This window comes from Flavobacterium sp. 1 (assembly GCF_002797935.1).
GTDB lineage: Bacteria > Bacteroidota > Bacteroidia > Flavobacteriales > Flavobacteriaceae > Flavobacterium.
This window is the reverse complement of record NZ_PGER01000001.1, coordinates 2962569-2988471: the sequence shown is the minus strand read 5'-3', so window position 1 is coordinate 2988471 and position 25903 is coordinate 2962569. Positions and strand designations below refer to the sequence as shown.

Annotated in this window: 24 protein-coding genes and 4 tRNA genes; 25 read left to right on the top strand and 3 right to left on the bottom strand. The window is 34.8% G+C overall.

Annotated features, from left to right (window positions below; all coding sequences use genetic code 11):
• The first annotated feature begins 1 nt into the window (after nt 1).
• Nucleotides 2–592, top strand: a complete 591-nt coding sequence (locus tag CLU83_RS11925) for an RloB family protein (protein ID WP_100431816.1) — start codon at nt 2–4, stop codon at nt 590–592.
• A gap of 51 nt (nt 593–643) precedes the next feature.
• On the opposite strand, the gene lysS is transcribed toward CLU83_RS11925, so the two are convergent.
• On the bottom strand, nt 644–2341 hold the full coding sequence (gene lysS, locus CLU83_RS11920) for a lysine--tRNA ligase (protein WP_100431815.1): 1698 nt from the start codon (nt 2339–2341) through the stop codon (nt 644–646).
• Between the two features lie 444 nt (nt 2342–2785).
• Here lysS and CLU83_RS11915 point away from each other — a divergent pair, with 444 nt between their 5' ends.
• On the top strand, nt 2786–3526 hold the full coding sequence (locus tag CLU83_RS11915; protein WP_100431814.1) for a hypothetical protein: 741 nt from the start codon (nt 2786–2788) through the stop codon (nt 3524–3526).
• Nucleotides 3527–3625: 99 nt separating this feature from the next.
• Nucleotides 3626–4345 carry a lipoyl(octanoyl) transferase LipB gene (lipB, locus tag CLU83_RS11910; protein ID WP_100431813.1) on the top strand — a complete coding sequence of 240 codons (720 nt, stop codon included), beginning with the start codon at nt 3626–3628 and terminating at the stop codon, nt 4343–4345.
• A gap of 7 nt (nt 4346–4352) precedes the next feature.
• Here the strand turns inward: lipB and CLU83_RS11905 are convergent, their stop codons facing one another.
• Entirely contained in the window at nt 4353–5012 is a 660-nt protein-coding gene (locus CLU83_RS11905) for a ribonuclease HII (RefSeq protein ID WP_100433714.1), read from the bottom strand.
• Between the two features lie 424 nt (nt 5013–5436).
• Here CLU83_RS11905 and CLU83_RS11900 point away from each other — a divergent pair, with 424 nt between their 5' ends.
• The 5 genes from CLU83_RS11900 (at nt 5437) to CLU83_RS11880 (ending at nt 11211) form a co-directional block, all read left to right on the top strand.
• Nucleotides 5437–7407: a putative porin gene (locus CLU83_RS11900; RefSeq protein WP_100431812.1), complete on the top strand. Its 1971-nt coding sequence runs from the start codon at nt 5437–5439 to the stop codon at nt 7405–7407.
• A 122-nt stretch (nt 7408–7529) separates the two neighbouring features.
• The gene (locus CLU83_RS11895) at nt 7530–8891 is read left to right on the top strand and encodes a pyridoxal-phosphate dependent enzyme (RefSeq protein ID WP_100431811.1); all 1362 of its coding nucleotides are present in this window, start codon (nt 7530–7532) and stop codon (nt 8889–8891) included.
• A gap of 77 nt (nt 8892–8968) precedes the next feature.
• Nucleotides 8969–9451 (top strand): 3'-5' exonuclease, encoded by a 483-nt coding sequence (locus CLU83_RS11890; protein WP_100431810.1) that lies wholly within the window; start codon nt 8969–8971, stop codon nt 9449–9451.
• A gap of 167 nt (nt 9452–9618) precedes the next feature.
• Nucleotides 9619–10890 (top strand): DUF2851 family protein, encoded by a 1272-nt coding sequence (locus CLU83_RS11885; RefSeq protein ID WP_100431809.1) that lies wholly within the window; start codon nt 9619–9621, stop codon nt 10888–10890.
• Between the two features lie 93 nt (nt 10891–10983).
• Complete coding sequence (locus tag CLU83_RS11880; protein WP_100431808.1) at nt 10984–11211, top strand: PspC family transcriptional regulator; 228 nt, start codon at nt 10984–10986, stop codon at nt 11209–11211.
• Between the two features lie 77 nt (nt 11212–11288).
• On the opposite strand, the gene CLU83_RS11875 is transcribed toward CLU83_RS11880, so the two are convergent.
• Nucleotides 11289–12767: an amino acid permease gene (locus CLU83_RS11875; protein ID WP_100431807.1), complete on the bottom strand. Its 1479-nt coding sequence runs from the start codon at nt 12765–12767 to the stop codon at nt 11289–11291.
• 275 nt (nt 12768–13042) lie between these two features.
• On the opposite strand from CLU83_RS11875, the gene CLU83_RS11870 reads away from it, so the two are divergent.
• The 17 genes from CLU83_RS11870 to rpoB all read left to right on the top strand — a co-directional run bounded on the left by CLU83_RS11870 (nt 13043) and on the right by rpoB (nt 25723).
• Nucleotides 13043–13924, top strand: a complete 882-nt coding sequence (locus CLU83_RS11870; protein WP_100433713.1) for a helix-hairpin-helix domain-containing protein — start codon at nt 13043–13045, stop codon at nt 13922–13924.
• An 18-nt stretch (nt 13925–13942) separates the two neighbouring features.
• Nucleotides 13943–15082, top strand: coding sequence for an acyl-CoA dehydrogenase family protein (locus CLU83_RS11865; RefSeq protein ID WP_100431806.1), 1140 nt, complete (start codon nt 13943–13945; stop codon nt 15080–15082).
• Nucleotides 15083–15338: 256 nt separating this feature from the next.
• On the top strand, nt 15339–15536 hold the full coding sequence (gene rpsU, locus CLU83_RS11860; protein ID WP_100431805.1) for a 30S ribosomal protein S21: 198 nt from the start codon (nt 15339–15341) through the stop codon (nt 15534–15536).
• 74 nt (nt 15537–15610) lie between these two features.
• A complete protein-coding gene (locus tag CLU83_RS11855) occupies nt 15611–16510 on the top strand; it encodes a tyrosine-type recombinase/integrase (RefSeq protein WP_100431804.1) in 900 nt (299 codons plus the stop codon).
• Nucleotides 16511–16543: 33 nt separating this feature from the next.
• Nucleotides 16544–16846, top strand: coding sequence for a ribosome hibernation-promoting factor, HPF/YfiA family (hpf, locus tag CLU83_RS11850; RefSeq protein WP_100431803.1), 303 nt, complete (start codon nt 16544–16546; stop codon nt 16844–16846).
• 91 nt (nt 16847–16937) lie between these two features.
• Nucleotides 16938–17011 (top strand) — tRNA-Thr (locus CLU83_RS11845).
• 53 nt (nt 17012–17064) lie between these two features.
• A tRNA-Tyr gene (locus CLU83_RS11840) sits at nt 17065–17145 on the top strand.
• 83 nt (nt 17146–17228) lie between these two features.
• Nucleotides 17229–17300 (top strand) — tRNA-Thr (locus CLU83_RS11835).
• Nucleotides 17301–17354: 54 nt separating this feature from the next.
• Complete coding sequence (tuf, locus tag CLU83_RS11830) at nt 17355–18542, top strand: elongation factor Tu (RefSeq protein WP_100431802.1); 1188 nt, start codon at nt 17355–17357, stop codon at nt 18540–18542.
• A gap of 52 nt (nt 18543–18594) precedes the next feature.
• A tRNA-Trp gene (locus tag CLU83_RS11825) sits at nt 18595–18665 on the top strand.
• 18 nt (nt 18666–18683) lie between these two features.
• Nucleotides 18684–18881 (top strand): preprotein translocase subunit SecE, encoded by a 198-nt coding sequence (gene secE / locus CLU83_RS11820; protein WP_100431801.1) that lies wholly within the window; start codon nt 18684–18686, stop codon nt 18879–18881.
• 9 nt (nt 18882–18890) lie between these two features.
• The gene (gene nusG, locus CLU83_RS11815; RefSeq protein ID WP_077370832.1) at nt 18891–19442 is read left to right on the top strand and encodes a transcription termination/antitermination protein NusG; all 552 of its coding nucleotides are present in this window, start codon (nt 18891–18893) and stop codon (nt 19440–19442) included.
• A 66-nt stretch (nt 19443–19508) separates the two neighbouring features.
• The gene (gene rplK / locus CLU83_RS11810; protein ID WP_035639405.1) at nt 19509–19946 is read left to right on the top strand and encodes a 50S ribosomal protein L11; all 438 of its coding nucleotides are present in this window, start codon (nt 19509–19511) and stop codon (nt 19944–19946) included.
• 13 nt (nt 19947–19959) lie between these two features.
• On the top strand, nt 19960–20649 hold the full coding sequence (gene rplA, locus CLU83_RS11805) for a 50S ribosomal protein L1 (protein WP_039111376.1): 690 nt from the start codon (nt 19960–19962) through the stop codon (nt 20647–20649).
• Nucleotides 20650–20671: 22 nt separating this feature from the next.
• Nucleotides 20672–21172, top strand: a complete 501-nt coding sequence (rplJ, locus tag CLU83_RS11800; protein ID WP_100431800.1) for a 50S ribosomal protein L10 — start codon at nt 20672–20674, stop codon at nt 21170–21172.
• Between the two features lie 93 nt (nt 21173–21265).
• Nucleotides 21266–21634, top strand: coding sequence for a 50S ribosomal protein L7/L12 (gene rplL / locus CLU83_RS11795; RefSeq protein ID WP_100431799.1), 369 nt, complete (start codon nt 21266–21268; stop codon nt 21632–21634).
• A gap of 276 nt (nt 21635–21910) precedes the next feature.
• Nucleotides 21911–25723 (top strand): DNA-directed RNA polymerase subunit beta, encoded by a 3813-nt coding sequence (rpoB, locus tag CLU83_RS11790; protein ID WP_100431798.1) that lies wholly within the window; start codon nt 21911–21913, stop codon nt 25721–25723.
• Nucleotides 25724–25903: the final 180 nt, after the last annotated feature.

Genomic DNA, 25903 nt, shown 5'->3' with positions numbered 1-25903 from the left:
TATGGCTAAAAGACCTGCTAATAATTTTAAATCAAGAACATTCAAATCTAAAGTTTTAATTCTTTGTGAAGGATTGACAGAGAAGAATTATTTTAATGCAATGAAAGAGGATTTAGGCTTGCCTAAAACTATTGCTGTGAATATAATTGATTGTAAAGGTGATGTAACTGATGTTTTAAAAAATGCAAAGAAAGATGGTTTTGAAAAAATATTTGTAGTTTTTGATCATGATAATTTTCCAAAAAGAGGTGATGTTTTTAAACTAGCTTCTCAAAAGAATGCAAATATTATTTTTTCGAGTATTTGTTTTGAGTCTTGGTATTTATTCCATTTTAAAAACTCTACTAAAGAGTTTGCTTCAGAAGAAGTTTTGGAAAAAGAATTAAAGAAATGTGTTGGAATGGAAAATTATGAGAAGAATGACTTTAAACATTATTCGATATTAAAAGATAAGTTAACCATTGCTAAATCAAATGCTGAAAGTATTAGATTGTCTGTTATTGCAAATAATTATGGTGTTGAAATTTTTAATTTAAATCCATATACTAATGTTGATGAATTGGTGCTATTTTTAGAAAACCAAAGAACATAAAAAAAGGAGTTCCAAATTGAAACTCCTTTAAAATAATATAGTTAGAATAAACTACTCTTTCAATCGACAAGCCTTTACATCTCCCTCTACAACAACTTCAGTCAATCCAAGAGCCGAAAGATTCTTCATTGCTTTGTCCCATTTTTTTCCGCTCAATTCCGATTTGATTTTCAGTAAACCAAATTCCATAACATTGGCGTTAGCCTGCAGGATAGAAACAATTAATTTTTCATCTTCTTCCAATTGTACCTGTTTTTTCTCTGGACGCATCTGCGGGAAAAACAACACTTCCTGAATCGAAGCATTATTAGTCAAAAACATCATCAAACGATCCATTCCAATTCCTAAACCAGAAGTAGGAGGCATTCCGTATTCCAAAGCTCTCAAGAAATCCTCGTCGATCGTTCCGTTCGCTTCGTCATCACCTTTTTCAGCCAAACGCATTTGGTCTTCAAAACGGGCTCTTTGGTCAATTGGGTCATTCAATTCAGAGTAAGCATTCGCAACTTCTTTACCGCAAACCATTAATTCGAAACGTTCTGTCAACTCTGGATTGTCACGGTGTTCTTTACAAAGCGGCGACATTTCTTTTGGATAATCAGTAATGAATGTTGGCTGAATATAATTCCCTTCGCATTTTGCACCAAAAATCTCATCAATCAATTTCCCTTTACCCATCGTATTGTCCACATCAATTCCCATGCCTCTCGCAGCTTCAAAAAGTTCTTCTTCACTTTTTCCGGAAATATCAAAACCAGTAAAATGTTTGATAGAATCCGTCATGGTAACACGGGTATAAGGCGCTTTGAAGTTGATTTTATGTTCACCAAAAGTAGCCTCACTCGTTCCATTAACGCCAATAGCGCAATGTTCCAGCAGGTTTTCGGTAAAATCCATCATCCAGTTGTAGTCTTTGTAGGCTACATATATTTCCATCGCAGTAAATTCCGGGTTGTGCGTTCTGTCCATACCTTCGTTACGGAAGTTTTTCGAAAACTCATACACACCGTCAAAACCACCAACGATTAATCTTTTTAAATACAATTCATTCGCAATACGCATATAAAGCGGAATGTCAAGCGAGTTATGGTGCGTGATAAACGGACGCGCCGCTGCACCACCAGGAATCGATTGCAAAACCGGAGTTTCAACCTCAAGGTATCCAGCTTCATTAAAGAAACCACGCATTGCATTAAACAATTTGGTACGTTTGATAAAAGTATCTTTCACATTTTGATTAACAGTCAAATCTACATAACGCATTCTGTAACGCAATTCGGCGTCGTTGAAAGCATCGTGCACTTTTCCATCCTCATCCACTTTTGGCAATGGCAACGGACGCAAAGTTTTACTCAAAAAAGTAAAACCGCTCACACGAATACATTTTGCACCAACTTGGGTCGTAAACAATTCACCTTCAATACCAATAAAATCACCTAAATCGGTCAATTTTTTGAATACCTGATTATATAAAGTTTTATCCTCTCCCAAACACAAAATATCACGGTTCACGTACAATTGAATACGCCCTTCGCTATCCTGCAATTCGGCAAAACAAGCTTTTCCTTGATCTCTAACGCTCATCAAACGCCCGGCAACAATCACTTTTTTACCCTCTTCAAAAGACTCCTTTATTTGCTTCGAAGTATGATTTACAGGAAAAAGATTGGCAGGATAAGGATTGATTCCTAAATTACGTAAAGATTGAAGTTTTTCTCTTCGGATGATTTCTTGTTCTGATAAGGCCATTATATACTGTTTTTTAAGTCCGCAAAGATAGTCTTTATGTGTTAAAATTGCAAAACACAAAAAGATTTGGTTTGGGCTCCCTCTCTTTCGGAGGAGGCGGGGGGTGAGGATTTTTTTGGGAGCAGAAATATTTGTCATTTCATCAAGTATTCTCCCGCTATACGTTGCAATCTCCCGAAGAAAAATCGGGAGGATTTCCACTGCTATCGGGGCTATTCCACAAGTTCAGTTTTTATAAGATCTTTACCAAAGCTACATTGGAATTAAATAGTATTGTATTATTTTCTTAACCGCAAGGTTCGCAAAGAAAAAAAAGTGCAAAGTTAGCAAAGCTTTGCGCTCTTCGCGTAACCCTTCGCGAACCTTGCGGTTAAAAAAAAAAATAATATAAAATCCATACAAAATAATGTAACTTCGTTTTTCAAAATTTTGAAAGCTTTAAAAATGAAAAGATATTTCTTCCTTCTCTCAATTCTCCTAACCGTAAGCTGTCAAGTCACCGAGACCATTCATCTCAATCCTGATGGAAGTGGAATTATTGAATTTGAGACACTAAGAGACGAATACAGTTATATGCAAATTGCAAAAGAGGAGTATTCGAAGGAAGATGTTTACAGAGACACAACTTTTGTTTTTGGTGATTATATCAAGAAATACAATGAAACGTTCTCAAGGAATCTCGAAGCGGATCAAAAAGTATTTTTGAAATATTCGGATGTGAAAGTTCATATAAAAGAGAGTTCCTACGAAAAGGAATTCCGAACTACTTATACCCAGAATTTTCAAAAAGTATCCTATATTGTTGACCTTTCAAAAACGGGACGTCATTTAAACGTTATTAAAAATAATCATGCTTTGAGTGCCGAAGGGCATTTTTATAATGTAAGTTACCATTATACAGGCAATCATTTCAATAGAATCGTAACTATTACTGATTCTTTGAAATTAAAAAAGGCATTTGATGAAATTGAAAGAAGAAAAGTTATGTACAAAGGATTTAAACTTGTTCAGAATTTTGTTTTGAACTATCATTTTCCTCGAAAGATTCAATCGGTTTCCAATCCACTTGCTAAAATTAGTGAAGATCATAAATCACTGTCACTACAATTTCATTATTACGATTGTATACAAAATCCAATGAGTACGAATCTCGAAGTGGTTTTAGAACCAGAAGCAGTTGATTAAAAAATTGCAGGAAAAGGGTAAGCTCAAAACTTTGTACCTTTGCAAAAAATAAATCTTAGAATCTTAGCCTCTTAGATTCTCAGTATCTCAGAAAAAGAAATGAACAAAACCATCCAACTTCAAGATTTAGGAAATAAAGATTACAAAGAAACTTGGGAATACCAAGAAGAATTGTTCAAGGGAATTGTCGATTTGAAGATTCAAAATCGAAGAGAAGAAACTTCGATTGCAACACCTAATTATTTTTTGTTTGTCGAGCATCCGCATGTTTACACTTTGGGAAAAAGCGGTGATTTCAGTAATTTGCTTCTATCCGAAAAACAGTTGGAAGCCAAAGGTGCTAGTTTCTATAAAATCAATCGTGGTGGTGATATTACGTATCACGGGCCTGGGCAAATTGTGGGCTATCCTATTCTGGATTTAGAGAATTTCTTTTCGGATATTCATAAATACTTGCGTTTTCTGGAGGAAGCCATTATTCTGACTTTACAGGAATATGGAATAGAATGCGGTCGAAGCGATGGTGAAACCGGCGTTTGGCTCGGTGCTGGGACACCATTCGCCCGAAAAATTTGCGCGATGGGAGTTCGCGCTTCGCGTTGGGTAACGATGCACGGTTTCGCTCTAAATGTCAATGCCGATTTGGGATATTTTGACAATATCATTCCGTGTGGAATCCGTGGCAAAGCGGTTACTTCACTTCATGTGGAACTTGGTGTCGAAAAAGTAGATGAACAAGAAGTGAAAGAAAAAATATTAAAACATTTCTCTAAACTCTTCGAAGCGACTTTCGAGAAATCTGAAATCAAAAATCGTTAATCTGCAATCAAATATCCAATTTCAACTGTTCTGGCAATAACCTAAAACTCATTCTATGGTATTTTGTGGTGCCATGTTTTCGGATAGCTTCACGATGTTCTTTAGTGGGATATCCTTTGTTTTTTTTCCAATTGTACATCGGAAATTCTTCGTGAATTTTATCCATATATTCATCACGATAGGTTTTTGCCAATATCGATGCGGCGGCAATGCTCAGATATTTTGAATCTCCTTTTATGATACTTTTATTTGGGATTGATTTTAATAATTCAATTTCGGCTTTGGAGAATTGCTTTCCGAAAGTGTTTTTCAAACCTAATTTTGCATTCAATGCTCTGTTTCCGTCCACGATAATAAATTCGGGAGTCCGGCTTAATTTCAAAATGCATTCCTGCATTCCTTTCATTGAAGCATTTAAGATATTTATTTCGTCAATTTCATTGGGATGTAAATGCGTTACAGCAAAGGAAATGGCTTGGGTTTCAATAATTGGTTTTAGTTTTTCTCTAATTTTTTCGGATAGCTGCTTGCTGTCGTTTAGAATGTTGTTTTCAAAATCTATTGGCAAAATTACAGCTGCTGCTGTTACTGGTCCAGCCAGACAGCCACGTCCAGCTTCGTCGGTGCCAGTTTCGAGCAGGAAAGTGGAGAAATTCTTTTGAAGCATAATTAAATTTTTTCTGGTGGCAAATATTGTGATTTTTTTTGATTTTTTATGCTTCAAAAGTTTTTCTAAAAGATTAATGATGTGGCTGTATTATTTTGGCTGTTGCAAATGCGAGAAGGATTACTTCACTATGATATTTATTTTCATAGGAGTTCAGTGAACCTCGTTTGAAGCAAGCTATCGAAGTAGCGCGCATAGCCTGACAGCAGACCGATAAAAGGGCGTATAACCGCAAAGTGAAGCAGCCCTTTTATCGGGATGGTGGTTCGCCCAGATTATTTGGAAATTAAGAGTTCGGGTTTGTGAAAAAAATATGTGTTAAGGTTTACTTTATAAATTGGAGTGTTTTTTTATTTATACGTTTTTATCCTTTACCTTTGCTTGATATATCTGTAAAATAATTGCCTAATTATAACCGTTTCAAATGAGGATTTTCTTTTTTTTAATTTTTTTAGTTTTTCCAGTTCTCCTGTTTTCGCAGAAAAAAAAACAGGTTAATAGTGCTAAAGAAATTGATTATAATAGCAAATACAATTCTTCGGATTCCATAAAGAAGAAAAAAGCGCCAGTGGCAACTTATGATATGTATCAGTTTATTTCATTAGATCGTGACACTACATATATTGACACAACTCAGTCTGTCAGAAAAGCGTACAGCCATAATTATTTGAGAAAAGATAATTTTGGACTTTTGTCTTTTCCTAATATTGGTCAGACATACAATACTCTGCAGTATGGGATGAATGGTTTTTCGCCTTATCCGGAATTTGGTTTTACGGCAAGACAGTTTAATTATTTAAAAGCTAATGATGTCAAATATGCCAATGTTGCAACTCCAGTAACTGAGCTGTATTTTAAATCAACTATTCAGAGAGGGCAGTCGGCTGATTCTTATTTTTCACTAAATGTTTCCCCAAGACTTAATTTTTCGATTGCTTACAAAGGATTGCGGTCGGAGGGGAGATACATCAATCAAGAGTCTAAATCGGGAAATTTTAGATTTACAACAAGTTATAATTCCAAGGATGGACGGTTTATTGCTAATTTGCATTATACTTCTCAGAAGCTTCAGAATGAAGAAAACGGAGGAATTAGCAATGTAAGCGATTTTACTAGTGGTGATCCTTCATTTGATAACAGGCAGCGATTAGGAGTGTACTTGGAAGATGCAAATTCGGTATTAAAAGGAGGGCGTTTTTTCTTTGATCAGGTTTTTAGAATTAATCGCAAAATAGGAGATAATAATTTGTATTTTACCAATCAGTTTAATTACGAAGAAATATATTATGGGTATAGGCAGCAAACTATTGCATCAAATGTTGGCGGTGTTTTGGTGGACCGTTTTGGCGAATCGTTTGTAACCAGCGGTATTGATGATATTACAAACTACAATAAAATGTATAATAAGATTGGAGTTGTGTATGAAAATATGACTCTGGGCTCTTTTACTTTTTTTGTTGATGATCTGCATACTAATTATTTCTACAATAATATTTTGTATTTGGATGGGGGAAACACCATTGGTAATTTGTTAAGCCAAAAGATCAACACGTTTGGAGGGCAATATAACTACCGTAAAGATAAATGGAATGGTAAGTTTTTATATTCAAAATCAATAACAGATCAAAACTTATATAATTTTGACGCATCGGCAGTTTATGACTGGAATGATGAAAATCAATTGTCATTTCGTTATCAAAGCATGAACAAGCTTCCAAATAATAATTATAATTTATTTCAAAGCAGTTATAAAAAATACAACTGGTCGAATGATTTTGTCAACGAAAAAATAAATTCTCTTAGTGTAAATGCTGATACCAAATGGGTTTCATTGTCAATGCAGCTGAATGCCATTAATGATCATTTATATTTTGCCGACATTACTTCGGCTTCCGAGCGAAAAGACAGTATGCAGATAGTTGCTCCAAAACAATATAGCAAAGCAATTAATTATGCTTCGCTAAAGGTTTCCAGAGAATTTACATTTGGTAAATGGGCTTTAGATAATACGCTGTTATTTCAAAAAGTGGATCAGCCGGATGCTGTTTTGAATGTTCCTGAATTTGTGACTAGAAACACGTTTTATTATACTAATTATTTATTTGATAAGAAGCTGTTTTTTCAAACAGGTGTTGAGCTAAATTATTTTACCAGTTATTACACTAATAATTATAACCCTGTAATTGGAGAGTTTTTCGTTCAGGACCGAGTTAAAATTGGTAATGCGCCTCTTCTTGATTATTTTGTGAATGTCAAAATTCAGCGCACCAGACTTTACCTGAAGGCGGAACATTTTAACTCTTTGTTTTCGAAAAATAATTATTTTTCGGATGCCAATAATCCATATCGTGATTTCTTAATCCGTTTTGGATTAGTCTGGAACTTCTTTAATTAATTTTGGAACTTAGCTGTTCAAATTTTTAAGTCTGAAATTCAAAAAAAAGTAAGTAATTTTGTTTACCTATAAACTATATAGAAAAAGTATAGTTTGTGATTTAACTCTTAAAAAAAGACGAGATGGAATACTCAGAAAATATATTAGGAACTATAGGGAATACACCATTAGTCAAACTCAATAAAATTGTTGCAGGAATAGATGCTTTAGTTTTGGCCAAAGTGGAGACATTCAATCCAGGGAATTCGGTAAAAGACCGTATGGCTGTAAAAATGATTGAAGATGCTGAGGCTGATGGTCGTTTACAACCTGGTGGAACCATAATTGAAGGAACCTCTGGAAATACAGGGATGGGGCTTGCATTAGTTGCAATTATCAAAGGATATAAGTTAATTTGTGTGATATCTGACAAACAGTCCAAAGAAAAAATGGATATTCTTCGTGCAGTAGGTGCCAAAGTGGTGGTTTGTCCAACCGATGTTGAACCTACAGATCCTCGTTCCTATTATTCGGTTTCCAAAAGATTGGCCGAAGAAACGCCTAATTCTTGGTATGCAAATCAATACGATAATTTGTCCAATACACTAGCGCATTACGAGCAAACTGGCCCTGAAATTTGGAAACAGACAGAAGGGAAAATTACCCATTTTGTGGTTGGAGTAGGAACTGGCGGAACGATTTCGGGTGTCGGTAAATTCTTGAAAGAAAAAAATCCGAATATCAAAATTTGGGGAATTGATACCTATGGTTCTGTGTTTAAGAAATACCACGAAACTGGGATTTTTGACGAAAATGAAATTTATTCCTATATCACCGAAGGTATAGGGGAAGATATTCTGCCGAAAAATGTTGACTTTTCTTTGATTGACGGATTCACCAAAGTAACCGATAAAGATGCCGCTGTTTATACCAGAAAAATTGCTCTTGAAGAAGGAATCTTTGTGGGGAATTCTGCTGGTGCTGCCGTAAAAGGACTATTGCAGCTTAAAGAATATTTCAAGCCTGAAGATGTGGTTGTGGTATTGTTTCATGATTCGGGAAGCCGTTATGTGGGCAAAATGTTTAATGACGACTGGATGCGGGAAAGAGGTTTTCTAGACGAAGATGTTACTACTGCCGAAGATGTAATCAAAGACCATATTGACAAGCAATTGATTGTGGTTCGTACCGAAGAATTGGTTTCGCATGCGATTGATCGTATGCGTAAGTATAATATTTCGCAAATTCCTGTGGTTGATATTACTGGAATTGTTGGCTCTGTTGATGAAACTGATTTGTTTAGAAGTTATGTTGCCGATAAAAATGTTGCCGATAAACCAATCAAAGAAGTAATGGGAAATCCTTTTCCTGTTGTGCAGCTTGGCACTTCAATTGAAGAAGTATCCAAATTATTTACCAAAGAAAATGATGCCGTTTTGGTAGAACTTAAAAACGGTAATTATCAAATCATCACGAAGTATGATATTATTAGGTCGATGAAGTAATTTTATTTGGATTGCAGATTTTGTACTAATCCTCAAAATCAGGAATCTAAAATCTGCAATCTAAATTCTAAAAGCCCATGACCTTTACCGCAATAGATTTTGAAACAGCAACAGCTTATCATCCATGTTCTGTTGGAATTGTTACTGTCGAAAATGGTGTCATTGTAGATGAGTTTGTGACCTTAATCAAACCGCCTAATAATGAATACAATCCTTTTACAATACAAGTTCATGGGATTTATCCAAGAGATACAGCAAATGCTAAAACCTTTATAGAAGTTTTTCCCGAAATAAAAAAAAGACTTCAAAACCGAATTGTCGTGGCACACAATGAAAGCTTTGACCGTAATGTTTTATCCAAATCAATGGCACTGAATGGTTTGCACTACGAGGATTTAAATATAGGTTCCCGTTGGGAATGTACCGTAAAAATATATAAAGCAAAAGGGTTAAAACCAACAAAGCTTAGCGACTGTTGCCGTGAAATGAATATAAAACTAAACCATCACGAAGCCTTGTCAGATGCAAGAGCTTGTGCAAAGTTGTACTTATTGAGATAATCTTTTTCATTACTGTTCAGAATCTTATGACGTTACAATGTATTTAATGGTTTTTAAATAATTTGTTGAAATATCTGTTTTTTTTATTTTGTAAGTTAAGTTGTTTATTTTTTTTATTACTTTAGATAAAAAGTCTAGTATTTAAAGAAGTATAAAACGAAACAAAAATGAAAGAAGATTTTCTCCATTACCTTTGGAAGTTCAAAAAATTTGACACTTTAAATTTAAAAACTTCTAACCAAGAGGAAGTCACTATCAGTAATGCAGGTCAGTATTTAGAATTGGCTGGTCCTGATTTTTTTAATGCCCAAATTACTATTGGAAATCAAAAGTGGGCAGGAAATGTTGAAATACACGTCAAATCATCCGATTGGTATGTACATCATCATGAGAAAGATGCAGGTTATGAAAATGTGATTTTGCATGTGGTTTGGGAACATGATACAGAAATTTTTAGAAGTGATAATTCTGAAATCCCCGTTCTTGAACTCAAAAATTACGTTAGCGCCTCAATCCTTAATAATTATCAAAAGCTGTTAGCTCCCAAGTCTTGGATTTTTTGCGAAAAGCAATTAACAAAGATCCCTGAGTTTGTATTAAAAAATTGGCAGGAACGATTGTTTTTTGAGCGTTTAGAAAGAAAATCAAAACCAATATTGGAATTGTCAAAGTGTACTAACAATGACTGGGAAACCGTTTTGTTTCAACTGTTAGCTAAAAACTTTGGATTGAATACTAATGGGGAAGCGTTTCTTAAAATTGCTCAATCAATTCCTTTTTCAGTAATTCGAAAAGAATGTTTTGAGGTTGAAAATCTCGAAGCTTTGCTGTTCGGTTCAGCTGGTTTGCTGGATGGGGAGAAAGAAGATACTTATTTTAAAGATTTGAAATTTAGGTATTTTTATCTGCTTCATAAGTATCAAATAGAGAAGAGTTTTATTGAACCTATTCAGTTTTTTAAGCACAGGCCTGATAATTTCCCTACGGTTCGGCTTTCGCAATTAGCCAATTTATTTCATAAACAGCAAAATCTATTTTCGAAAATAAGCAATTTGAGTGTTGTTGAGGCAATTTATGAAATTTTTAGGGTTTCTGTTACTCCATATTGGGAAATTCATTACCAATTCGACAAAGAAAGCCCAAAAAAGAAAAAAGCATTAACTAAGTCTTTTATGGATTTGTTGATTTTAAATACTGTTATTCCGCTCCAATTTGCCTATGCCAAAAGTCAAGGAAAAGAGGCTTCTGAGGATTTAATAACAGTTTTGAATGGTGTAGAAGCCGAAAAGAACTCGATAGTGGAAAAGTTTGGCTCTTTTGGTATAAAGGCTCGAAATGCATTTGAAACTCAGTCTTTATTACAGCTGAAGAATGAATACTGTAACAAGAATAAATGTTTAGATTGTGCTATTGGTGTTGAGTTGCTAAAAATAGACTGATTTGATATTCAGTTTTTATTAGCTCATATCTAATATCATATCGATATTGAATCTGAAATTTTGTATTTTTGTCAAAACTCATGACCTAGAAATATGCGAGCAGTAATAAAATTGAAATTTTTTTTGGAAAAATATGGTTTTCACGTGTCATCCCGATTGGCAGATAAATTAGGAATGCGGGTAACAAGCGTTCGTTTGTTTTTTATCTACATTTCTTTTGTGACTGCAGGTTTAGGATTTGGAGTCTATTTAACCTTGGCTTTTTGGATAAAATTAAAAGACTTAGTCCGTGCAAAACGAACTTCTGTTTTCGATTTATAGAATTAAAAATAAGACATAAAAAAAGGGATTTTAAAATGATTAAGCTTTAAAATCCCTTTTTTTTATTTAGTAGAAAATTATTTTTCTGGATTGTTTAGTACACTGTTTTTCTTGCCATAAGAAAAATAGAATATTATTCCAAGAGCCATCCAAGCAAAAAGCCTTAACCAGTTTGTCCAGCCTAGACCGTACATCATTGCGCAACATACAAATACTCCTAGAAGTGGTACGAAAGGAACAAGGGGGGTTTTGAATTCTCTCACCATATTTGGTTCTTTTTTTCTTAAGATAATAACAGAAATACATACAAGAACAAAAGCAAATAAAGTTCCTATGCTTGTCATATCTCCAACAATATCTCCAGGAATAAAAGCAGCAAAAGCACCAACAATTACCAAAATAGCAAGATTTGCTTTGTATGGAGTTTTGTATTTTGAATGCAAATCACTAAATGCTTTTGGTAGTAAACCATCTTTACCCATAGAGTAAAAAACTCTTGATTGTCCTAATAACATAACTAAAATAACAGATGAAAAACCTGCTAATATAGCAATGGTAACAAATTGAGCAAGCCAGTTATAGCTTTCTCCCATAGCGTGAATTATGGCATTGGCTACAGAAGCTTCCTTGCCACTAGTTCTGAAGAATTCTACTGGCTCAAGACCTGTAAGAACATGTCCAAAAAGTATATATAAAACAGTACACACCGCTAAAGATCCTAAAATACCGATTGGCATATTTTTTTTAGGATTGATAGTTTCTTGTGCGGCCGTACTTACGGCATCAAATCCTATGAAAGCAAAGAAAACAGTACCAGCGGCGCCCAATATTCCCATTACGCCTCCATAGGCATGTCCTACTCCGTGTTCATCAGTGAAAACATCTGTTGGTGGAATGTATGGGGTGTGGTTTGCTGGGTTAATGAAATGCCAGCCCAATACAATAATTAGTATTACGATTAGAACTTTAACAACAACAATGATAGCATTTACCACAGCTGATTCGTGTATTCCTTTTATCAATAATAAACTGATTACAGCAACTATAAATAGAGCAGGTAAATTTATGATTCCTTGTTCTCCTGTTAATGATGTTTGAAATGGAGAATGACAATAGGCAAAGGGTATGGGGTCGACGTGTAGTACATTTGTGAGTAAATTATTTAGGTATTCGCTCCAGGCAATCCCCACAGTTGCAGCACCTACTGCATATTCAAGGATTAAATCCCAACCAATAATCCAAGCTAAAAACTCACCCATAGTAGCATAAGTATAGGTATATGCACTTCCGGAGATTGGTATAGAAGAAGATAGTTCGGCATAACATAATCCAGCCAAAGCGCAGCCAATGGCAGCAACAATGAAAGCAATAGTTACTGATGGTCCGGCATTTTGTGCGGCAGCGGTTGCTGTTCTTACAAATAATCCGGCACCGATAATAGCACCTATGCCTAATGCAATTAATGACCAAGCTGTTAGTGTTCTTTTTAATCCTTTTTCAGAATCGGCTGCTTCTGCTAGAAGTTGTGCTAGCGGTTTTCTTTTCCAAATTGACATACTATAATATATTGGTTAGTTGTTATTAAGTTCCAAATGTATCGTTTTTTACAAAAAATAAAAACAATTATCTTCTTTTAAGTTATAAAAACTTTAAGATTTAAAAGATAATATTGTAAAATTTTATTTATGTACTGATAGTCATTCAGTTATGAAAAAAATAAAGATAAAATAAAATGCTATTAAGAAGTATGTGAATTTGATGTTTTTCTTAATAAAGTGATTTTTTTTATCTTAATTTATATTTTGAAAGAGAACGATAAATGTTTTTGAAAATGGATTTTAAACAGAAAATAAATTTTTTAAAATTTACCAAGGAACAGCGTACAGGGATTGTTTTGCTTTTTGGAATCATTATTGCTTTACAATTGGTTTATTATTTTGTAGATTTTGATCCAATTCAAGAAAAGGATTCGAGCAAGCAACAGTGGCTTTCCTTACAGACAGAAGTAGATTCTTTAAAATTGCATCAATTCAATGATGAACCTGTCATGTATCCTTTTAACCCTAATTTTATTTCTGATTATAAAGGATACAAGCTCGGAATGTCTGTTGAAGAAATTGACCGGCTTCTGGCTTTTAGAAGGCAAAACAAATTTGTTAATTCTGCTAAAGAGTTTCAAAACGTCACAAAAGTTCCGGATTCATTATTGAATACAATGGCTCCGTTTTTTAAATTTCCGGATTGGGTAAATAAAAAAGGGAATAATGATTATGAAAATTTCTCAAATAAGCCTTTTGCCAAAAAAGAAAAAATAACTATTGTCGATATAAATCAAGCAACGCCAGAAGATTTGATTAAAATTAATGGAATTGGAGAAGTGATAGCATTGAGGATTTTAACTCAAAAAGAAAAATTAGGAGGATTTGTCTCTATGGAACAGCTTAAAGAAGTTTGGGGGTTATCGCCAGAAGTAATTCTAAATTTAAACAAGTACTTTGCTGTTACAAAAATGCCTAACTTGAATAAAATAGATATTAATAATGCTTCTTTAAAGGAGCTTTCGCAGTTTTTTTATTTCAAACAGGACTTGGCTAGGCAGATTGTAAAATATAGAAGCATGAATGGCGATTTTAAAAACATTGAGGATTTGATAAAAATTAACAATTTTCCCGTTGAAAAAGCAAGTTTTATTAGCTTATATTTGAGCTTTTAATAGTAATGATATTTTATGATGAATTTTGATTATAGTGAAATACAATTTTTAATAGCGCAATCTATAAAAGATTTCGCAGAGAAAAATATAAGACCTTATATAATGGAGTGGGATGAAGCTCAAATTTTTCCAAAACAGCTTTTTAAAAAATTAGGAGAAATGGGATTCATGGGCGTTTTGGTTCCAGCTGAATTGGGAGGTTCTGGATTGGGGTATCATGAATATATCACAATTATAGAGGAAATTTCAAAAGTCGATCCTTCGATAGGACTGTCTGTTGCAGCTCATAATTCGTTATGTACTAATCATATTTTAACTTTTGGAAATGAGGAACAAAAGAAAAAATGGATTCCAAAACTAGCCACGGGCGAACATATTGGTGCTTGGGGTTTGACTGAACACAATACTGGATCTGATGCCGGAGGAATGAATACTACTGCCATTAGAGATGGTGATTTTTGGGTGATAAATGGAGCTAAAAACTTTATTACACATGCTATTTCTGGAGATATTGCAGTGGTAATTGTCCGTACTGGCGAAAAAGGTGACTCAAAAGGAATGACAGCATTTGTATTCGAGAAAGGAACGCCCGGATTTACATCGGGGAAGAAAGAAAATAAATTAGGAATGCGTGCCAGTGAAACGGCAGAATTGATTTTTGATAATTGCCGTATTCCTGATGCCAATAGACTAGGTGAAGTAGGGCAGGGATTCGTTCAAGCGATGAAGATTCTCGATGGCGGTCGTATTTCAATTGGAGCTTTGTCTTTGGGGATTGCCAAAGGTGCTTATGAAGCGGCTTTGAAATATTCACAGGAAAGACATCAGTTTGGACAGCCTATTTCCGATTTTCAGGCAATATCTTTTAAATTAGCTGATATGGCTACCGAAATAGAAGCATCTGAATTATTATTGCATAAAGCGGCTTTTCTCAAAGAACAGCACAGACCTGTAACAACATTAGGAGCAATGGCCAAAATGTATTCATCGGAGGTTTGTGTAAAAGTGGCTAATGATGCAGTCCAGATACATGGAGGCTATGGTTATACAAAAGATTATCCTGTTGAAAAATTCTATAGAGATTCAAAATTATGCACCATAGGCGAGGGTACTACAGAAATTCAAAAATTGGTGATTTCAAGGAATTTATTAAAGTAAATATTTGGGCGTGCCCCCGTTGAGAAAAGAGGCTTACATATAGTGTTGCATATACAGCCTCTTTCCTCAACGGGGTCAGGCTGTCCCCGTTACTTCGGTAACTTGCTTCCATCCTTCACGCGTGACCAAGAGTGTTTTCGGTTTAGATATTATTTTGCCACTGATATAAAATAAATTCAAAAAAATAAAAATAAAGTGCTTGAAATTAAAAATAATTTTTACTTTTGCACACTTAACGAAAGGGGGTGATAAAATTATGTTAATTATACCAATTAAAGACGGAGAAAATATCGATAGAGCACTTAAGCGCTACAAAAGAAAATTCGATAAAACTGGAACTGTAAGACAATTAAGAGCGCGTACTGCTTTTATTAAACCATCAGTTATCAATAGAATGAAATTCCAGAAAGCGGCTTATATCCAAAATATGAGAGATAGTATCGAGAACATCTAATACTGTCATTGCGTTTTAAAATAAATTACCGTTAGTAATTAAAGTTTCTTAACTTTGATGCTAACGGTTTTTTTATGGCTACAAATAATAAAGATGCATTTAAAGATTATCTGCAATTAGAAAAAAAATATTCTCCACATACTATAAATGCTTACTTAAATGATATCTCCTATTTTGAGGTGTTTAATAAGGAGTGTTTTGAGCAGGATACTATTGAGCAGGTGAATTACAATCAGATTAGAAGCTGGATTGTTTCGCTTGTAGATGATGGTGTTTCAAATAGTACAGTAAATAGAAAGATAGCTTCTTTAAAAGCTTTTTATAAATTTCTTTTAAAAATAAAACAAATTCAGGTTAATCCATTATTGAGGCATAAGGCTTTGAAAACTGAAAAAAAACTTCAGATTCCTTTTTCAGAAAAAGAATTGGTCGATGCGTTGTCTCAAAGTTCAGTTGCACAAGGTTTTCAGGAAGTAAGAGATAAACTTATAGTGGAATTGTTTTATACTGCTGGAATTCGAAGAACGGAGCTTATTCATTTAAAGCTTTCAAATGCGAATCTTGGAGTGGGTACTATAAAGGTGCTTGGAAAAAGAGATAAAGAGCGAATTTTACCTGTTTTGCCTGTTGTAATACAGCAGTTCCAGTTGTATCTAAAAGAGCGTTCATTGTTGGAACGGATTGAGGATGAGGAATATTTGTTTGTTACAAAAAAAGGGTTAAAATTAAGTGATTCTTTTGTGTATCGATTAATAAATTCATACTTTAGTACTGTCTCCGAGAAGGTAAAAAAAAGTCCTCATATATTAAGACATACTTTTGCGACTCACTTATTAAACAATGGAGCCGATTTGAATTCAGTTAAAGAGTTATTGGGACATTCTAGTTTGGCTTCTACGCAAATTTATACTCATAGCAGTTTGTTTGAGTTAAAAAAGGTGTATCAGGAAGCGCATCCAAGGAATAAAAAATAATTCTGAAATGTTTAACCATTAAATAGATTGATTATGAAGGTAAATGTTCATGCAGTTAACTTTACTGTTGACAAAAAGCTAGTGGATTTCGTTCAGGAAAGAATGGATAGATTGGAGAAATATTATGACAAAGTTGTCTCTTCTGATGTTTTTTTGAAAGTAGAAAAGACAAGTGAAAAGGAAAATAAAAATGTTGAGATAAAGATTAATGTCCCGGGAGATGATTTTTTGGTTGAAAAACAGTGCAAATCCTTCGAGGAAGCAGTCGAACAAGCGGCGGAATCTCTAGAGCGTTTACTGGTAAAACGTAAAGAAAAGTTAAGAACACATATTTAATTTAAATTTTTTTCAAAAAATGTTTTGATTAAAAGATAAAATCTCTACATTTGCAGTCCGTTAGAAATAGCGGACTTTTTTTATTGAAATCGCCAGCGTAGCTCAGTTGGCTAGAGCAGCTGATTTGTAATCAGCAGGTCGTGGGTTCGAGTCCCTCCGCCGGCTCTTTTTTCCAATGCGATTTGGAATAGTTCATACGATTATTGATAAAAAAAACGGGGGAGATACTCAAGCGGCCAACGAGGGCAGACTGTAAATCTGCTGTGTGAACTTCGCAGGTTCGAATCCTGCTCTCCCCACAAAATGAAGTTTAAAGTTTGAGGGTTTAATCGGTTTAATGAAATAATTTAAACTTTTAAACAATGTTAAACGAAATTTCTCTGCCGACTTAGCTCAGGGGTAGAGTGCTTCCTTGGTAAGGAAGAGGTCACGGGTTCAATTCCCGTAGTTGGCTCAAGTAAGTAGGAAATTGAAATAAATATATAAACTAGATTAAAAATTAAGTAAAATGGCAAAAGAAACCTTTAACCGTTCGAAACCACACTTAAATATTGGTACGATCGGACACGTAGATCACGGTAAAACTACTTTAACAGCAGCAATCACAAAAGTGTTATCTGATGCTGGTTACTGTCAAGCAAAATCATTCGATCAAATTGATAATGCTCCTGAAGAAAAAGAAAGAGGTATTACAATTAATACATCACACGTTGAGTATGAAACTGCTAACCGTCACTACGCACATGTTGACTGTCCAGGTCACGCGGATTACGTAAAAAACATGGTTACTGGAGCTGCTCAAATGGACGGTGCTATCCTTGTTGTAGCCGCAACTGATGGACCAATGCCACAAACACGTGAGCACATCCTTTTAGGTCGCCAAGTAGGTATTCCTAGAATGGTAGTTTTCATGAACAAAGTGGATATGGTTGATGATGCTGAGCTATTAGAATTAGTTGAAATGGAAATCAGAGACTTATTGTCTTTCTACGAATATGATGGAGATAACTGTCCAGTTGTTCAAGGTTCTGCTTTAGGAGGATTGAATAATGATCCAGCTTGGGTACCAAAAATTATTGAATTAATGGAAGCTGTAGATTCTTGGATCGAAGAGCCGGTACGTGATACTGAAAAACCATTCTTGATGCCAGTTGAAGATGTATTTACAATTACTGGTCGTGGAACTGTTGCTACAGGTCGTATCGAAACTGGTATTGCTAATACAGGAGATGCTGTTGAAATCATTGGTATGGGAGCTGAAAAATTAACTTCTACTATTACAGGAGTTGAGATGTTCCGTAAAATCCTTGATAGAGGTGAAGCTGGAGATAACGTAGGTTTATTATTAAGAGGTATTGATAAAGAATCTATCAAAAGAGGTATGGTTATCATTAAGCCAGGATCTGTTAAACCACACGCTACTTTCAAAGCTGAGGTGTATATCTTGAAAAAAGAAGAAGGTGGACGTCACACCCCATTCCATAATAACTACCGTCCACAGTTCTACGTACGTACAACTGACGTAACAGGAGTTATTACTTTACCAGAAGGAGTAGAGATGGTAATGCCAGGTGACAACTTAACTATTAATGTTGCTTTGTTAAGCCCAATCGCAATGAGTGTAGGTTTACGTTTCGCTATCCGTGAGGGTGGTAGAACTGTAGGTGCAGGTCAGGTAACTGAAATTGTAGCTTAATACCAAATAAATACCAAAACCAGTGTCGTGACGGCACTGGTTTTTATTAACTACGGGCGTAGTTCAAGGGTAGAATAGCGGTCTCCAAAACCGTTGATGGGGGTTCGAATCCCTCCGCCCGTGCAAAATAAACTAATCACTATGACAAAAGTTGTTAATTACATATCAGAATCATTTGAGGAATTAAAATCAAATGTAACTTGGCCAGAGTGGGCTGAAGTGCAGCGTCTTACAATCGTTGTTGCTGTATTTTCAGTGGTATTTGCTTTAGCAACATGGGGAGTAGATGAAGTATGTGCAAAAACATTAGCTGTATTTTTTAACTGGATAAAAGCATAATTTTTTGTAATGGCTGATAATAATATAAAAAAGTGGTATGTCGTTCGTGCGGTAAGCGGGCAAGAAAATAAAGTGAAAGCTTATATCGAAACAGAAATAGCTCGTCTAGGAATGAGTGATTATGTTTCGCAAGTTCTTGTGCCTACTGAAAAAGTAGTTACTGTAAAAGAAGGTAAAAAATTATCGAAAGATAAAGTTTACTTTCCGGGATATGTTATGTTGGAAGCCAATTTGGTTGGAGAAATTCCTCATATTATCAAGTCTATCACAAGTGTTATTGGTTTTCTTGGCGAAACAAAAGGTGGAGAACCAGTTCCGTTGAGAATGTCAGAAGTAAATAGAATGTTAGGTAAAGTTGATGAGTTAGCTGTAAATACAGATACTCGTTCTATTCCTTTCAACTTAGGTGAAACTATTAAAGTGATCGATGGTCCTTTTAATGGTTTTAACGGCACAGTTGAAAAAATAAATGAAGAAAAGCGTAAACTTGAAGTAATGGTGAAAATTTTCGGAAGAAAAACACCTTTGGAATTGAGTTTTATGCAAGTTGAAAAAGTATAATTTTTGTTACATCTATAATAACCACTGCAATCGCTTCCAATGATTGTCGTGTTAAATTTTTTAAAAATGGCTAAAGAAATTAGTAAGGTAGTTAAACTACAAGTTAAGGGAGGTGCTGCGAACCCGTCGCCACCGGTTGGACCTGCTTTAGGAGCTGCTGGGGTAAACATCATGGAATTCTGTAAGCAATTTAATGCTAGAACTCAAGATAAACCCGGCAAAATATGCCCAGTACAAATTACTGTGTATAAAGACAAATCATTTGATTTTGTTGTAAAAACTCCTCCGGCGGCTGTCCAGTTATTGGAAGCTGCAAAGCTAAAGTCCGGATCAGGTGAACCAAATCGTAAGAAAGTAGCTAGTGTTACTTGGGATGTTATCAAAGCAATTGCTGAAGATAAAATGGTAGATTTAAATGCATTCACAATCGAATCTGCTATGAGCATGATTGCTGGAACAGCTAGATCTATGGGTATAACTGTATCAGGAGATTCTCCTTTTTAATTAAGAGAAAGACATGGCAAAATTGACAAAAAAGCAAAAAGAGGCTGCTTCAAAAATTGAAAAGAACAAATTATATTCTTTAAAAGATGCCGCTGCATTGATTAAAGTTATTGCTTCTGCAAAATTTGATGAGTCTGTTGATATCGCAGTTCGTTTGGGTGTAGATCCAAGAAAAGCGAATCAGATGGTGAGAGGTGTAGTTACATTACCTCATGGTACAGGTAAAGATGTTAAAGTATTGGCATTGGTTACTCCAGACAAAGAAGCGGAAGCTTTGGCAGCTGGTGCAGACTATGTAGGTCTTGACGATTATTTACAAAAAATTAAAGACGGTTGGACAGATGTTGATGTTATCATCACTATGCCTGCTGTAATGGGTAAATTAGGTCCATTAGGTCGTATTTTAGGACCTAGAGGTTTAATGCCAAACCCTAAAACAGGTACTGTAACTATGGATGTTGCAAAAGCTGTTCAAGAAGTGAAAGCTGGTAAAATCGATTTCAAAGTTGATAAAACTGGTATCGTTCATGCAGGAATTGGTAAAGTTTCTTTTGGAGCTGAGCAAATTTATGACAATGCACACGAAATTATTCAAACATTAATCAAACTTAAACCAACTGCTGCTAAAGGTACCTATATTAAAGGTATTCACCTTACAAGCACTATGAGTCCTGCAATTGCATTGGACCCTAAAGCAGTATAATTGGTAGTTAATAATTTTTAGTATGACTAGAGAAGAAAAATCAATCGCGATTGAAGATTTAACTGCACAGTTAGCTGGTACAAACATTATTTATGTATCTGATATTTCTGGGTTAGACGCAGAAACAACTTCAAACTTGAGAAGAGCTTGTTTTAAAGCAGGTATTAAATTAGAGGTAGTGAAAAACACTTTGCTTGCAAAAGCAATGGAAGCTTCTGATAATGATTATGGAGATTTACCTTCTGTATTGACAGGTAATAGTGCTATATTTATTGCAGATGTTGCAAATGCGCCTGGAAAAATCATTAAAGATTTCAGAAAAAAATCGGATAAGCCTGTATTAAAAGGAGCTTATATCAATTCTGAGATTTACATTGGTGATAACCAATTAGATGCATTAGCTACTATTAAATCTAAAGAAGAGCTTATTGGTGAAATCATCGGATTGTTACAATCACCAGCTCAAAGAGTTATTTCTGCTTTACAAAACCAATTCGCTGGTAGCGAAGAGGCTGAGGCATAATACTCAAAACAAGGAATTTAGTTTCCTTGTTGCTTAAAATAGCGCACAATAAATAAATTATATTTTACAAATCATTTTAAAACGATAGAAAAAATGGCAGATTTGAAACAATTCGCAGAGCAATTAGTTAATTTAACTGTAAAAGAAGTTAACGAATTAGCAACAATATTAAAAGATGAGTACGGAATCGAACCAGCTGCTGCAGCTGTAGTAGTATCAGGTGGTGGAGAAGTTGCTGCTGAAGAAGCTCAAACAGAATTCACAGTTGTATTGAAAGAAGCTGGTGCTTCTAAATTAGCTGTAGTAAAATTAGTTAAAGAACTTACAGGTTTAGGTTTGAAAGAAGCTAAAGATGTAGTTGATAGCGCTCCAAGTAACGTTAAAGAAGGTGTAACTAAAGAAGAGGCTGAAGGTCTTAAAAAATCTTTAGAAGAAGCTGGAGCTGTAGTTGAACTTAAATAAGTTTAACTAATTTTTGAAACAGGTTTAGGTCTTTGAGAATATTCTCAAGACTTAAACCATTTTTCGTATAATAAAATTATATCAAGTTTTATTATAAAATAGTTTAAAATACGAAAAGGTTTTTTAATCAATACGAAGAAAGAAAATAATACAAAAATCCATTTTATATTATTTTTAAAGAGGTATTGATTGTAAAAAGAAAGTATAGATTGTTTTATAAATTACAGTGTTTTACACACAAAAACTACTTTTTTTTAATCAAAATTTTGTCCATTGATGATAACAAATCAGACTGAAAGATTGAATTTTGCCTCTACTAAAAACATTCCTGATTATCCAGATTTCCTAGATGTTCAGGTAAAATCGTTTAAAGATTTTTTTCAATTAGAAACTAAATCTGACGAAAGAGGCGACGAAGGGTTATACAACACCTTTATGGAAAACTTTCCAATTACAGATACAAGAAATAACTTTGTATTGGAATTCCTTGATTATTTTGTAGATCCGCCACGTTACACCATTCAAGAATGTATAGAAAGAGGTCTTACTTATAGCGTACCTTTAAAAGCAAGGTTAAAACTATATTGTACAGATCCTGAACACGAAGATTTTGAAACTATTGTACAAGATGTTTATCTTGGAACAATACCTTATATGACTCCAAGCGGTACTTTTGTTATCAATGGTGCTGAACGTGTTGTTGTTTCTCAACTGCACCGTTCTCCTGGGGTTTTCTTTGGACAGTCATTCCATGCAAATGGAACAAAATTATATTCTGCGAGAGTTATTCCTTTTAAAGGATCTTGGATAGAATTTTCAACTGATATTAACAGCGTAATGTACGCTTATATCGATAGAAAGAAAAAATTACCTGTAACAACTTTATTCCGTGCGATAGGTTTTGAAAGAGACAAGGATATCCTAGAGATTTTCGACTTAGCTGAAGAAATTAAAGTTTCTAAAACAGGACTTAAAAAATATATTGGTAGAAAATTAGCTGCTCGTGTTTTGAACACTTGGCACGAAGATTTCGTTGATGAAGATACCGGCGAAGTTGTTTCTATTGAACGTAACGAAATAATCCTTGATAGAGATACTATTATCGACAAAGATAATGTTGAAGAAATCATTGATTCTAACGTTAAATCTATTTTGTTGCATAAAGAAGATAATAATCTTGTTGATTATTCAATCATTCATAATACACTGCAAAAAGATCCAACAAACTCTGAAAAAGAAGCTGTTGAGCATATCTACAGACAATTGCGTAACGCTGAACCGCCTGATGAAGAAACTGCTCGTGGTATTATCGATAAATTATTCTTCTCTGACCAACGTTACAACTTAGGTGAAGTAGGTCGTTATAGAATAAACAAAAAACTTGGTCTTGATACTCCAATGGAAAAACAAGTGCTTACCAAAGAAGATATCATTACCATTGTTAAATATTTGATTGAATTGATCAACTCTAAAGCGGAGATTGATGATATTGATCACTTATCAAACCGTCGTGTTAGAACGGTTGGTGAACAATTGTCTCAACAATTTGGTGTTGGTTTAGCACGTATGGCGAGAACTATTCGTGAGAGAATGAACGTTAGAGATAACGAGGTGTTTACACCAATAGATTTGATTAATGCCAAAACATTATCATCTGTTATCAACTCTTTCTTTGGAACAAACCAGTTGTCACAGTTTATGGATCAAACGAATCCATTAGCCGAGATTACGCACAAAAGAAGATTATCTGCACTAGGACCAGGTGGACTTTCGAGAGAAAGAGCTGGATTTGAGGTTCGTGACGTTCACTATACGCACTACGGACGTTTATGTCCTATTGAAACTCCAGAGGGACCAAACATTGGTTTGATTTCTTCTCTTGGTGTTTATGCTAAAGTAAACGGAATGGGTTTCATTGAAACACCTTACCGTAAAGTAACTAATGGAGTTGTTGATTTAGAATCTACTCCTATTTATTTAAGTGCTGAAGAAGAAGAAGGTATGTTAATTGCCCAAGCAAACATTAAAATGGATGCTACAGGTAAAATCACTGCCGAAAACGTAATTGCACGTCAAGAAGGTGATTTCCCAGTAATTGACCCTTCTCAAGTACATTATACAGACGTTGCTCCAAATCAAATTGCTTCGATTTCTGCATCTTTGATTCCTTTCTTGGAACATGATGATGCGAATAGAGCGTTGATGGGATCTAACATGATGCGTCAGGCCGTACCATTAATTCGTCCTGAAGCACCAATCGTTGGAACTGGTTTAGAGCGTCAAGTGGCTTCAGATTCTAGAGTTTTAATTAACGCTGAAGGAAATGGAGTTGTAGAATATGTTGATGCAAATATCATCACTATCAAATACGATCGCTCTGAGGAAGAAAGAATGGTAAGTTTTGAATCTGATGATAAAACATACAACTTAATTAAATTTAGAAAAACCAATCAAGGAACAAGTATCAACCTTAAACCTATCGTAAGAAAAGGGGATAGAGTGATTCCTGGCCAAGTATTGTCTGAAGGATATGCTACTCAAAATGGAGAATTAGCTTTAGGTAGAAACCTTAAAGTTGCATTTATGCCATGGAAAGGATACAACTTCGAGGATGCGATTGTGATTTCTGAAAAAGTAGTTCGTGACGATATTTTTACCTCTATTCACGTTGATGATTATTCATTGGAAGTTAGAGATACTAAATTAGGTAACGAAGAGTTAACGAATGATATACCAAATGTTTCTGAAGAAGCTACTAAAGATTTAGATGAAAATGGTATGATTAGAATTGGAGCCGAGGTTAAGCCTGGTGACATTCTTATCGGTAAAATTACTCCAAAAGGAGAATCAGATCCTACTCCGGAAGAGAAATTGCTTCGTGCAATCTTCGGGGATAAAGCGGGTGACGTAAAAGATGCTTCATTAAAAGCGTCTCCTTCTTTACACGGTGTAGTTTTAGATAAAAAATTATTTGCAAGAGCGGTAAAAGATAAACGTAAACGTACTCAAGATAAAGATGCTTTAGGAGCGCTTGAAATGGAGTTTGAAGTTAAGTTTGTTGAGCTTAAAGATAAATTGATTGAGAAACTTTTCAATATTGTAAACGGAAAAACTTCTCAAGGTGTAATGAATGATTTGGGTGAAGAAGTTTTACCAAAAGGTAAAAAATATACTCAAAAAATGCTTTATGCTGTTGAAGATTTTGCTCACTTAAGTAAAGGTCAATGGGTTGCTGATGATGTGACTAATAAAATGGTTAATGATTTGATTCATAACTATAAAATTAAATTGAACGATTTACAAGGTGCTTTACGTAGAGAGAAATTTACAATTACTGTTGGGGATGAATTACCATCAGGAATCTTGAAATTAGCTAAAGTATATATAGCTAAAAAGCGTAAACTAAAAGTTGGGGATAAAATGGCGGGTCGTCACGGTAACAAAGGTATCGTTGCCCGTATCGTTCGTCATGAAGATATGCCTTTCCTTGAAGATGGAACACCAGTTGATATCGTGTTGAACCCACTTGGGGTACCTTCACGTATGAACATTGGACAAATTTATGAAACAGTATTAGGTTGGGCTGGTATGAATTTGGGTAGAAAATTTGCTACACCAATTTTTGACGGAGCAACTCTTGATCAAATTAATGAATTGACTGATGAAGCTGGAGTACCACGTTTTGGTCATACACATCTTTATGATGGAGGTACTGGAGAGCGTTTCCATCAAGCAGCAACTGTTGGTGTTATCTATATGTTGAAATTAGGACATATGGTTGACGATAAGATGCATGCACGTTCTATCGGTCCATACTCGTTGATTACTCAACAACCACTTGGAGGTAAAGCTCAATTTGGAGGTCAGCGTTTTGGAGAGATGGAGGTTTGGGCACTTGAAGCTTATGGAGCATCAAGTACTCTTCGTGAAATCTTGACTGTTAAATCTGATGATGTTATAGGTAGAGCCAAAACTTACGAGGCAATCGTAAAAGGTGAGTCTATGCCAGAACCAGGATTGCCAGAATCATTCAATGTATTGATGCATGAATTGAAAGGTCTTGGACTTGATATTCGTTTAGAAGAATAAATAATTATTTGTCATTGGTAGAGTCGTTGCATTGCAACGTCTCTGCTTTGGCATTTTACGAGTTTTTTGGATTTATGCCCGTAAATCGTTCCGATTTTTTATAAAGCTTTAATAGGTTTTATAACTAGCACTTCAAAATTTGTTTGAAGTTTAGAGAAGTAATTCGAGGTAGAAACGTTG